Raw genomic sequence first — 12104 nt, forward strand, 5'->3', positions numbered from 1 at the left:
CCGAAATATTCTATTATTTCTCAACATTAGTAAAAAAGAAGGTGAACTCTTTAAAGAGTTCACCTTCTTTTTTACTTCTTCGCCTTCGTTCCTACTAAATCACCAGCAACAACATAACGCTTAGAATTATCCTTTACAGATACACATGTAATAAGCGTTATCTCATCTTTCCCATGATCCTCTACAACTTCCCACTTATCAGGAGTTACTTCAGATACACCAGTAACCGCATACTCATATTCATTTTCATTGTCATACAAATAAATTTTATCGCCTTTTTTCAAAGAAGCTATATCACTAAATAAAACACCTTTTTTAGACATGTTATGTCCTGCTAGTGCGTAATTTCCTTTTCCCATAACTTGATTCTCTTTTACTGTCGCTGCACCTGATAATAAGTTTTTTTCAGTAGAAGCTTTCAAAACAGGCAGTTCTACTGAAACACTTGGAATCGAAATACGACCGATTACTTGTTTCTTATCTAATGATGCATTCGCTACTTCCGCCAAGTCTGGTTGATTAATTTTGGAAGCATCTACAAATTCCGTCTCATGCTTTTCATAATCCATCTTTTGAACAGCCTGCACATTTTCAGTCTGTTTCTTTTCAGCCTGATATCCATCATAAAATGGCTTTCCAATTAACACGCCACCTACAACAAATAGAAGGATTGCTACTATACTATAAATTCTTTGCTTATTCATATACAATTCCTTTCCCTTACAAAATCTTACTCTATATAAAATGATAAAATAATATCGCCATATGTACAAGTATTAGCTGAAAAGAAACCTTCTTGCCGGTGCAAGAAGGTTTCTTTTTAAGCTAATTTATTTCTGTATAGTGATACGTGAAATACTGTCATTTGAATAAAGAAAATCGAAAATATAATATATAATGGGTATCCAGGAAGATATTCATTAATAATAGGCGAAAAAGTTAAAAATCCAACTGCACAAGGTAACACAAACCATAACGATACAAATGTTGTTCGGCAAGCTTTATCCGTAATCGCTTTTTCACGTTCATCTTCTAGTGGAAATAATAATGGATACATCCAAAAAGATAAATTCTTATATTTTTTCTTTTGAATTCTATAAAAAATTGTAACTATAATTGCTCCAATAAATAATAAAATGAATGGTACTCCATTAAACCATACTTCAAATGGGAATTTCTCGTTTTTAATTATATCTGCTAACTCTGTAATGACACTATAAAATTCAACAAATGTCCAGCATGCTAAAGCAGTATAAAGCACGTTTATGATATAAGAAAAAACAATTCTATTCATCCTCTTCCCCCTCCTTATTTAAAACAAACACATCTTCCATCTTTAACTGAAACACATCACAAATCGTAAGTGCTAATAACAACGAAGGAACGTAATCCCCTTTTTCAATTGCTGCAATTGTTTGTCTCGTTACTCCAACCTTTTCTGCTAATACGCTTTGCGTAAAGTTAAAACGAGCTCTTAATTCTTTTACTCTGTTTAAAATGGTCAAATTTACCACCTCTCACCATTATTGTATGCTATCCTTAACAAAATGTAAACTCAACTTAACATTATTATTATAAAAAAATCCAACTTTACATATTGTAAAGTTGGATTTCGCTTTAGTTTAAAATTGTAACTTTAACTGTTCTTCTGCCCCAACTACTTGATGAACCTTTATCTGGCATTAAAACATCAATTCTATGCCCCTTAATAGCTCCACCAGTATCGGCTGCAATTGCTACTCCATAACCTTCAACATTTACAGTCTTACCTAATGGAATAACATTTGGATCTACAGCAATTAATTTCATTCCTGGGTTTGCAGTTAAGTTATAGTGTCCCCATGCAGAAAATACTTGTTGACCTGGTGCATAACCATTTTCCGCTGGATCAGCTGTATAAGCTGTAGCTTCTACATAAATTTCTTTCCCACCAGCAGTTGGCTTAGAAGGTGGTTCAGGTTGTGCAGGTTTGGTAGGTTGTACCTTCGAATTATTATTAGCAACTGGTTCAGCTGGTTTACTAGCTTTTTCCTGCTTTTGCTTTTCAGCAATTTCTGCTTGTGCTTTCGCTAAAGCTTCTTGCTCTGCTTTTGCAGCCGCTTCTGCTTTTGCACGCTCTTCCGCTGCGATTCTTGCTGCTTCTTGCTCACGAGCAATCGTTTCTTGTACTGTCTTCATATTTGATTCAATTTTAGCTTTTTCTTCCGCTGCTAAATTAAGTTGACTTGCAACTTCATTATATTTAGCTTGAACTGTTTGTAAGTTATCTTGACGCTTTTTCAAGTTATCTTGCAGTTCAGCTTGCGCTTTTGCTAATTTTTGTTTGTCTACTACTAAAGATGCTTCTTTTTCGTCAATTGTTTTCTTATCTTCTTCAATTTGACGAAGATCTTGTTCTTGTAGACGTAAAATTTCTTTATCAGCTTCTAGAATAGTAGAAACTGCGTTCATACGTTGTAAGAAGTCTGCAAAGTTTTTTGATTCTACTACAACTTCTACTACTAAACTTGTATTTGAACTGTTTTGAACAGAAACCATACGTTTTCTCATAATATCTTTACGAGCAAGGACTTTATCCTCCAAAACGACAATTTCTTGCTTTTTTTGCTCAATCTGCTTATGTGTTTCATCGATTTTACGTTGAATAGCAGCTTGATCCTCTTTATTTTTTGCAATTGTATTATTTAAATTATGTAGTTCGTTTTCGATACCTTTAATTTCTTTACTAACAGCTTGCTTCTCTTGCTCTTTCTTTTGCATTTCTGCATCGTTTTGTTGCAATTGCTGTTGCATGTTGTTAAGTTTCTCGTCGTTTGACTCTGCTTTAACAGCGACTGTACTAGAAAGACCGATAATTCCTGCTAATACTAGACAGCTGATTCGCTTAAAATAGTTCATAATCCGACTCCCTTCTTATACAGTTATACATGATTTATTTTACAGTTTGTTTACAAAACGATTAAATACAGTTTATTTTTCGTGACAAAAAAAAGAGAATTATGAATAAAATGTAATAGATTCTTAAATATTTAACAATTCCTATATTTAAAAAATACAAAAGATGCTAAAATCCAAATATAGAGAAAATATAACTTTCGAAGGCGGTTGAAATAAATACATGTTTACTCAAAAAAAATCACTCCAACATACAATTGCTCAATTAGAAGAGCGTATACAAGAATTAGAAGCAGAATTAAAACAAAAAGATATTGAAAAACAAGAGACTATTTCTACTATCCACGATCGTGTACAAAGTGTTGTCCAAGAGCATCAACTTGTAAATAACCAACATAATACACTTCAAAATTTAGTTCAACAATTAAGTTCATGTTTCGAAAATGTTTCAACACGTACGACACATTCCAATGAGCTAAATAATGAAATGTTACAAAAGGAACAAAGCTTAATTCAATCTATTGCAGAAATTATTGACTGCTCTAATGAAGGAAAAGAATCCGTTCACCGCTTACTTATTGTAATTAATAAATTAGGTGAACAATCTCAACGCACGTCTAATAGTATGAATCATCTAAGCGAACGCTCAAAGGAAATCGAGCAAATTGTAGAAGTCATTCAAAACATTGCAGCACAAACAAATTTACTTGCTTTAAATGCGAGTATTGAAGCCGCACGTGCTGGAGAGCACGGTAAAGGATTCGCTGTCGTTGCCAATGAAGTAAGAAAACTAGCGGAAAGTACAGCAGAAAGTACAAAAAACATCGGCAACTTAACGAAAAAAATTCAAGAAGAAATTGAAAAAGCATATGATAACACAAAAGATAATTTACATTTAGTCGATGAAGGTGTAGAAATGAGCGCCGATACAAATGCTAGAATTGAAAATATTTTAGTTATGATTCAAACGTTACAAAATGGTGCTACAAATGTTATTAAGGCTATTGAAAACCAAAAATCTTGTAATGATGACATATTACGAGAATTCGCTAACACACAACAAATGTTCCAAAAATTAAATACTACTATTATGAATCATATTCATGATGCTGAAAAAGTCGATGTTCAATTGTCTAAAAGTCTTCAAGGAACAGTAACTTCTTAATTAAAAATAAAAATCCCTTATACTGCTATAAGGGATTTTTATTTTATTTCGAATATTTATTTCTTTTCAATATTCATCCATATCTTTGTTATAATGGAAAAGTTGTTTCTTTCAACTAATAAACAAGGAGGTTATTATGGAACAATTTTACTACGTTTTAAAATATTTAATTCTCGGTCTGTTCCAAGGACTAACAGAACCAATTCCGATTTCTTCAAGTGGTCATCTCGTTTTAGCACAACATTTGCTAGAACTAAAAATAGAAGGGTTTAGCTTCGAACTACTTGTTAATTCAGCTTCATTATTAGCTGTATTACTTATTTATAGAAATGATTTAATTCGTCTAACAAAGAATGGTCTCTCTTATATATTTACAAGAGCAGAAGACGCAAAATCAGATTTCTTCTTTATTATTTATCTTGTTATGGCAACCATTCCAGCAGGTTTTATTGGTGTTTTATTTAAAGATTACATCGATCAGTACTTAAAAGGTGTGAAGATGGTTGGGATTTCCCTTCTTATTACTGCTGTCGGCCTTTGGATTATTAGAAATTTACGCGGTCGTAAAAATGATGGCGACCTTTCTATGAAAGATGCAATCATCGTCGGATTAGCACAAGCTTGCGCACTGATTCCCGGAATAAGCCGATCTGGTGCCACAATCGTAGCAGCAATATTACTTGGTATGAAGCAAGAAACAGCTCTTCGCTTCTCATTCTTACTATACATTCCTGTTAGCTTAGGTGGCTTATTGTTAAGCATTACAGACATTGCAAATGATCCAAATCTAGACACATTATTCGTACCATATGTCGTTGCATTCATCGCAACATTTATCATGACGTATATTTCACTAAAATGGTTTATGAACATTATGGCAAAAGGAAATTTAAAATATTTCTCTTTCTATTGTATTATCGTAGGTGTACTTACTCTTATTTTCTTATAAAGTAAAACTTACAAATTGAAAGCGAGTCATCTAGTGTAATAGAATAACTCGCTTTTTTATACCTTTATTAAGTTAAAACCTATTATTTACTTATAATTTTCTGAATAGTATATTTTTTATAAAGTTCACTATTACAGTAATTCTATCTTTCCTACTATTATCGTAAAAGAGGTGTTTATATGTTTATAGTTACTAAACTCATTCACATTAAGTACGGATATGAAAATGAGCTACTTTATGGGCTTAAACAATATTATCCTTCCCCTGGAACGAACGGTTGTATTAACATAGAGTTTTCACATGTTCATCGTACAAATGATAAGGCAGAGTATATGATTCGTATGTTATGGAAAACACAACAAGATTACCATACATGGCTTTCTCAAAAAGAAGGCAATGAAACTTTGAAGCACAAAATACAAGGCTATATCCTTTCTTCCAAATCAAATGCTACCTATGTGCATTAATCCTTCTCTTTTTATTCCTTACGAGGGCCAAAATGATAAAGTGAAACTTTAATCAGCCCTCATCAATTGGGCTGTTCACAAATAACGAGATAAGGACCCTCTTACTTTTCATACTGTAAGAGGGCTTCTCTTATGCATACACTTTCTTCTCTTGACAATACAAACGAATAACATGTTTATTTTGTTGAAATACATCATGTGTCAGCCGAATAATAATAAAGTTTCGTTTTGTTTGATCATCATGAACAAAAATCTGTTCTCCCTCCTGAAAACGCCATGCACTTTCAAAAGTCGTAATATGATCCCCACTTACAGAAAAAAGTTCATATCGCATCTCTTGTACCCTCTCTCAAATTATGTAATCACAATATCCTTATATTTAATTTATTATAACTTAATCCCTATAAAATTAGTAATTATTTCTATTTCGAAAAATTTTAACTTTGTATTTAAATATTTTTAGCGCTATAATGATAAACGAATTTTTATTGAAAGGAGTTTTACTTTGACTGCATATTTATTTCCAGTGAAAACAGCATTTATTTTATTTCCTTTTTTAGCAATGTTTCTTTTAATCCCTTTTTTAATATTTAATTATCGAAAATACGGTTATTTAAATAAATGGCGCTCATTTATTTTATACTCATTATTACTTTACTTATTAAATGCCTATTTTCTTGTTATTTTGCCGTTGCCACAAACGTTTGATACTTGTAGCCTACAACCGGCTAATACACAACACATGCAACTCTCACCATTTTATTTCATACAAGAGATTAGTAGTCATACATCGGCAGTTTTAACGAAACCAACTACTTATTTCTACTTATTAAAAGAGTCTGCGTTTTTACAAGTTGCCTTTAATGTTCTATTAACTGTTCCATTCGGCATTTACTTACGTTATTATTTCCGACGTAGTTTCTTACAAACAATTTGCATTTCCTTTTTCCTTTCACTATTTTTTGAGCTAACACAAGTGACTGGATTATACGGTATATACAATTGTGCATACCGATTATTTGATATCGATGATTTATTTTTAAATACATTAGGTGGCGTAATTGGTTTTATCATTGCACCAATATTTACGTACTTCCTTCCGAAGACAAACGAGTTAGATAGTCATATTAATTTGGAAACGAAACCAGTCGGATTCATTCGTCGCCTTATCGCGATGCAAATTGATTGGATTTTCTTATCTATCGTCGTACCTGTCGTTAAAAACAAAGGGAATTCTTTCTTCGTTTCTAATATGCAATCTTACACGAATATGTATGAACTCATTTTCATTACGTGTTCAATCCTTATTTACTTTATTATTATTCCATACTTTACGAATGGAAAAACAATTGGGAAAGCATTGCTTCGCATTCACGTGAAAGGAAAATCAAATCGTATTACATTAAAAGAACTATTTATTCGCTACGGTATATTTTATTTTGCGTTAGGCGGAATCAATTATATTCTTTCTAGTAGCTCTATTTTAAATCACACAGAGCCTTTAGTATTACTCGTTACATTGTTATTCCTATTTATCATTAACGGCCTATTCATTATTCATGTTTTACTTCATGTATTTAGCCGTGATAAACTACTATTTTATGAACATATTAGTCATACAAGAAATGCAATTACACTAAAAAAAGCTGACAAATAATTATTTGTCAGCTTTTTCATATACATAATGTGAAACTTTAATCAGCCCCGACCTAACTTCTTTGCTTCCGCTGAATTTTGAGGTGGGGGTCTTACTGCCTGACAAATAGCGGGATAAATAACTTTTCTGCATAAGGATTAAAAAACATTCCAAGTTCATCTAGAGATTTCCTCACCTGTAAAAACGAATGAAACTCTGGATATATATCTTGTAATTGCTCATACGATAATGTATGCATTTTCCCCCAATGCGGACGCCCTTCATACTTCAGAAAAATTTTTTCCACTTCGCCAAAGTAAGCAGCATATTTCATACCTTTATACATATGAACAGCGATATACGCTGAATCTCTTCCATAGGCTGGACTAAGCCATATATCATCCCCTTTTACATAGCGGCATTCGATTGGGAAGTGCACCTTATACTTTTTCTTTTCAATAAGATTTGAGATTTCTTCTACAACCGTCCTCATATACTTTGAAGGAATGCTATACTCCATTTCATAAAATGGTACCGTACGTGATGTAGCAAATACTTCATAGCTCGGGCCAATTATTTTTGTGTTTGGTACAGCTTTAGCTGATAATCGACTCACTCCTTTACTTATAGAAGGAAACCATTTACATCCTTTAGATAGTAAAGAGAACATCCTATTTTCAAGTAACTCTACCTTTAGTTTATGCCATTTCAAATCACTGCCTTTATTCGTTGTTTCGTTCGTAAGTTTCACTTGTACTTCATCAGAATAAGGAAAAACGAAAAATTCAAAATGACGATGCTTCTTATATTCTTCTAGTTTGTTCATTACAGTAGATAATGACTGTTTCTCACTTTCATAAACGAGTGAATACGCTGGAATAACCTTCAATTTTATCTTTACAATGATACCTAACATTCCAAGTGACAACTGAAACGCTCTCCAATATTCTACGTTCTCAGCTTCCGAACAAACTATACTCTCACCATTAGATAAAACTGCCGTAATCTCTATAACTTGTGTTGATAAACTCCCAAAGGTAATACCCGTTCCATGAGTCCCCGTACTAATCGCTCCTGCAATAGATTGTAAATCAATATCTCCTAAATTTTCTTGCGCATAACCTTTTTCCTCAAGTAACTTCCCTAAATCATATAACTTTGTTCCTGCCCATACTTCAGCAACCATCTTCTCTGCATCAATATTCACAATACCCTTCAATTCATCTAAAGAAACTAAAACTTCTTCCGTTTGCACAAGGGGTGTAAACGAATGTCCTGAACCGACAACACGAATTTTCTTCCCCTTTTTTCGCGCAAGCCCCACAACTTCTACTACATCTTGTATACTTTCTGGATACATCGTATAATGCGGCGTTCCTTCTACATTCCCTGTCCAATTTCTCCACTTTTGTCCCTTTATAGAAAGCATTGGCCATCCCCCCGATATGTTGAATACTCCCCAACAATCTCTCCTTTTTTAACACGATACAAAAAAGGAAAACGCTCACATAACTCACCAGCTTTACTATGGCGAAACAATATGGACTCTCCTATATCCACTCGTTCCTCGCCGTTATAAAAAATTGGTGTTTGTACCTCTCCAGCACCTTCTAAAGCTAATAGTTTTGCACCCTTCGGTCTCCAAACTTCAGGCTCTTTATCTTTTCCAACTGCTCCTGAAGCAATATATCCACCACCTAGGCAAGTGTAAATAAACGGGACTGGTTTCCGCACAACTGGTAAGGCAAATCCGACCGCTGGATGAAATTTCACCTCTTTATAATAATCAAACAGCTTTGGAGAATAAAAAGCAGAACCTACTGTAATCTCTGAAACTGAATTATCTTTCTCGGTTGTTTTTATGCTTCCTGTTCCGCCTCCATTTACAAACCTTAGCTCAATACCAATGTTTTGTATTGCTTTTACAATATGTTCTCTTCTTTCTTTAACTTCTAGCACTGATTTCTGCTTTAAATACGAAATCACTTTACTTTTCAACCATTGATTCGGTATATGATCTCCCACCCCAGCAATTTGAGCTTCATAACCCATCACACCATCTAACATTAAATATGATGACCTTCTCACCTTTTCTACTACTTTCAACGCATCCTGCACATTTTTTACTGGGGACCTTTGTACACCAAAATGAAATTGAAAGAAACGACTACTCATATCAATATCCAAACAAACACGAAAACATCCTTTAGATTTCTCAGCAATGTTTTCTAAATACACAATATGCTCTTCACAATCCACCATACAAGTTATAATGAAACCTTTCTTTGTTAACAAACTAATTTCATACAGAGCTCTTTCATCGTAAGCAGGATATCCAAGCAATAAATCATTAAATCCTTGTTCTATTAAAAATAAAATCTCTCTAGGTGAAAAGCACATAATACCTTGAAATCGATCATTTGCAGCTAAAATCTTTTGCATAATCGGAACAGAGCGTAACGATTTACTCGCTATACGAATCTTTTTATTTCCACTTAACTCTATAATCGATTGAATATTTCTATCTAAAGCCACTTCATCCAAAAATGCACACGGTAATGGAACTTCTTTAAAAAGTCCTCGATCCACATTTTTCTCTCCTCTTCTCAATATGTCTTATACATATTGGAAAGAAAGTGTGATTTTCCTGTTTGCAAATAAAAAAAGTTTCTTCTTTACGAAGAAACTTTTTGAAACTACTTCATAGAAAGAGTCGCCTCTACTGGATAATGATCAGAGTAATCATTATACGTATATTTTTGGAACCATGATGTAACAGTCCATTGTGGAGATTTCGGCTGTAACACCTTATTCTCTATATACGATGGGTTCGCATGGTCTTTACTTGCAATAATATAATCTAAATACTCAGCAGGACTATCAGGGAAATTATATTTTGCAATACTGTTTGTCGTCGCGTCCCAAGTCGCTGTATGTCCAGTATAAGATGGTACAGAAGCGTTCAATGTTTTAAACATAGATGCATACTCTGAATCATTCTTGTTCTCTGTATTTATTTTATTTACGTTCATATCACCACCAATTAACACATACTCATTCTTTGGTATATTTTTATTTTTAATAAAGTCTTGAATTTCTTTTAATTGGTCTGTACGTACAGATGCAGGTGAAGTTTTTCCGCACATGCTATCTTCCGCTTGCAAATGCGTACCAATCACGTGAATGAAACGATCATTTTTCTTAATTTTCGTGTATACAAATCCTTTATTCGATAAATTATCTGGCCCGCATCCTTTTGCAAATACATATTGAATCTTTTCAGCGATTGGCCATTTGCTCACAATCGCAACGCCACCATCTTCAGGAGTTGAAGATGAATAGTTTCCTAACGTCTTGTCCCATTCGCTACCACTACTACGACCTAATACCGCTGTTTGATTTGGATATTCTTTCTTCAAATTCCCTAATAAACGATCTGAGGCGCTATTATCAAACACTTCATTTAATATAACTACATCTTGATTCTTTATATAATCTGCCGCCCCAATTAAATCAGCACGCTCAGTTTGTCCCCAGTTCGGATATAAGTTTGTTGATAGCATATATACATTATGCGTCATCACTTTTAATGTATCATTTTGATTTGTAGACGCTTCTGCTTGAGCTGACGTTCCGCTATATAAAGCCCCTAAACCAACACCTAAGCTAAGTACACCTTTTAGCAATTTACCTTTCACGTTTCATACCTCCATGTATTGTATAGTGATAAAAAGGCCAAATACTCTATTCTGAGATTTGACCTTTTTTAAATACTTAACGATTTCCGTACGTATCAAACCAAAGCTGAATATATCCAGCAGTAACACGTTGTGCATCCATTAAACGCTTACCTGTCATTGGTGTAACTTCAGCGCGCCATTTATCTGCATATTCTTGTGATACAGCAGCTCTCACGAACCAATCTTTCGTATTATCATTTACAATGCCAGCGTAATCTTGTTTCGCAACTACTGCCGCTCCATGAATCCAATCTTCTGGATTCGTACCTTTCCAGTTCCAATATCCATTTCCATCCGTTACTTTATAGTTATCTTTTATCGTATCTACAAAGTTTTCATATTTAGAATGGAACCCTTGTGGATATGAAAGGTTCGTAAAGTTTGCCGCATGCATCGGTTGATTTACATCCCCTAAATAATGAAGAGATAATCCTAAATAGAAGAATGCTTGTTTCATATCTTTATTTTTGTAAGACTCACCAGCTAATTTAAAATATTTAGCTCCCGTTTCCTTTGCCTGCTTTGCATACGGAATATAAGTTTTCCCATTGTCAGGGTCATAGAAATGTGAAGCAAATGTGCTATTATCATAATAAGGATTTTCATAGTCAGCAGCATAAATACCGTTCTCTAACTCCGTACGCCATTCATTTAATAGTGCAACTCGATCTTGTTTTACAAGTGTTGTATTACGAGACATAATATCAATTGCACGGTTTACAATCCATAAATGAGAATTCACGCCTTCTTTATGTTTATCTTCAGCAGACCAGCGCGGAATAACTCCAAATCTCTGTGCCCCATCATTTTCATGAGCAAATGCAACACTTTGTAATGGAGCAACTAATGTAATAGCTGCTGCTAAAGCAAGTACTTTCTTTTTCATATAAAATCCTCCATTTTATAATTGAATTATTGTAAACATTTTGTTAGGATCCTATGATGTCGTCCGGTTAACCTATGACTAGAATATCCCACCTTTCACGAAATTTCTATCACTAAATTAAAATATGCAAATGTTCATATCATTATAACTTTATACACAGTGAATATAATGAATGAATACACTTTCATTTTAATAAACTATTATTAAGGCTTGTCTAAACTAATGTAAAAAAAAAGTAAAGCATCTGAATAAAATGTACCCTATAGAATAGACACTTGAAAAAAGTCTATTCTATAGGGTATTTCTTGTATAATAAAAGGAAAATTGGGATCGGAGAATGTTGAAAATGACAAAAAAACTATTTAC

Annotated in this window: 12 protein-coding genes and 1 pseudogene; 4 read left to right on the forward strand and 9 right to left on the reverse strand. The window is 33.5% G+C overall.

From position 1 onward, the window contains the following. Positions 1–71: 71 nt before the first annotated feature. The 4 genes from CGQ22_RS29280 to CGQ22_RS29295 all read right to left on the reverse strand — a co-directional run bounded on the left by CGQ22_RS29280 (position 72) and on the right by CGQ22_RS29295 (position 2898). Complete coding sequence (locus CGQ22_RS29280) at positions 72–704, reverse strand: class A sortase (RefSeq protein WP_001041724.1); 633 nt, start codon at positions 702–704, stop codon at positions 72–74. Between the two features lie 116 nt (positions 705–820). Further along, positions 821–1294 (reverse strand): DUF2178 domain-containing protein, encoded by a 474-nt coding sequence (locus tag CGQ22_RS29285; RefSeq protein ID WP_001080041.1) that lies wholly within the window; start codon positions 1292–1294, stop codon positions 821–823. Further along, positions 1287–1505: a helix-turn-helix transcriptional regulator gene (locus CGQ22_RS29290; protein WP_000154019.1), complete on the reverse strand. Its 219-nt coding sequence runs from the start codon at positions 1503–1505 to the stop codon at positions 1287–1289. The genes CGQ22_RS29285 and CGQ22_RS29290 overlap by 8 nt, the downstream gene beginning before the upstream one ends. A gap of 112 nt (positions 1506–1617) precedes the next feature. Beyond that, on the reverse strand, positions 1618–2898 hold the full coding sequence (locus tag CGQ22_RS29295; protein ID WP_001105790.1) for a 3D domain-containing protein: 1281 nt from the start codon (positions 2896–2898) through the stop codon (positions 1618–1620). 631 nt (positions 2899–3529) lie between these two features. On the opposite strand from CGQ22_RS29295, the pseudogene CGQ22_RS33060 reads away from it, so the two are divergent. The 3 genes and pseudogenes from CGQ22_RS33060 to CGQ22_RS29310 all read left to right on the forward strand — a co-directional run. Next, positions 3530–4060 (forward strand): annotated as a pseudogene (locus tag CGQ22_RS33060) (methyl-accepting chemotaxis protein); the annotation flags it as partial. A gap of 136 nt (positions 4061–4196) precedes the next feature. Then, on the forward strand, positions 4197–5009 hold the full coding sequence (locus tag CGQ22_RS29305) for an undecaprenyl-diphosphate phosphatase (protein ID WP_089149709.1): 813 nt from the start codon (positions 4197–4199) through the stop codon (positions 5007–5009). 179 nt (positions 5010–5188) lie between these two features. Further along, entirely contained in the window at positions 5189–5476 is a 288-nt protein-coding gene (locus tag CGQ22_RS29310; protein ID WP_000471251.1) for an antibiotic biosynthesis monooxygenase, read from the forward strand. 130 nt (positions 5477–5606) lie between these two features. On the opposite strand, the gene CGQ22_RS29315 is transcribed toward CGQ22_RS29310, so the two are convergent. Next, positions 5607–5810, reverse strand: a complete 204-nt coding sequence (locus CGQ22_RS29315) for a hypothetical protein (protein WP_001268332.1) — start codon at positions 5808–5810, stop codon at positions 5607–5609. Positions 5811–5981: 171 nt separating this feature from the next. On the opposite strand from CGQ22_RS29315, the gene CGQ22_RS29320 reads away from it, so the two are divergent. Next, on the forward strand, positions 5982–7133 hold the full coding sequence (locus CGQ22_RS29320; RefSeq protein WP_000128028.1) for a VanZ family protein: 1152 nt from the start codon (positions 5982–5984) through the stop codon (positions 7131–7133). A 91-nt stretch (positions 7134–7224) separates the two neighbouring features. Here CGQ22_RS29320 and CGQ22_RS29325 read toward each other — a convergent pair whose 3' ends face one another. From CGQ22_RS29325 to cerA, 4 genes are all read right to left on the reverse strand, one after another. Then, entirely contained in the window at positions 7225–8541 is a 1317-nt protein-coding gene (locus CGQ22_RS29325) for a D-arabinono-1,4-lactone oxidase (protein ID WP_000948945.1), read from the reverse strand. Continuing rightward, a complete protein-coding gene (locus CGQ22_RS29330; RefSeq protein WP_000373793.1) occupies positions 8529–9701 on the reverse strand; it encodes an amino acid deaminase/aldolase in 1173 nt (390 codons plus the stop codon). Before CGQ22_RS29330 ends, CGQ22_RS29325 begins: the two co-directional genes overlap by 13 nt. A 107-nt stretch (positions 9702–9808) precedes the next feature. After that, entirely contained in the window at positions 9809–10810 is a 1002-nt protein-coding gene (sph, locus tag CGQ22_RS29335) for a sphingomyelinase C (RefSeq protein WP_000676791.1), read from the reverse strand. Between the two features lie 76 nt (positions 10811–10886). Next, a complete protein-coding gene (gene cerA, locus CGQ22_RS29340; protein ID WP_000730995.1) occupies positions 10887–11738 on the reverse strand; it encodes a phospholipase CerA in 852 nt (283 codons plus the stop codon). Between the last annotated feature and the right edge of the window lie 366 nt (positions 11739–12104).

The sequence above is a fragment of the Bacillus sp. M13(2017) genome (assembly GCF_002218325.1).
Lineage (GTDB): Bacteria > Bacillota > Bacilli > Bacillales > Bacillaceae_G > Bacillus_A > Bacillus_A thuringiensis_K.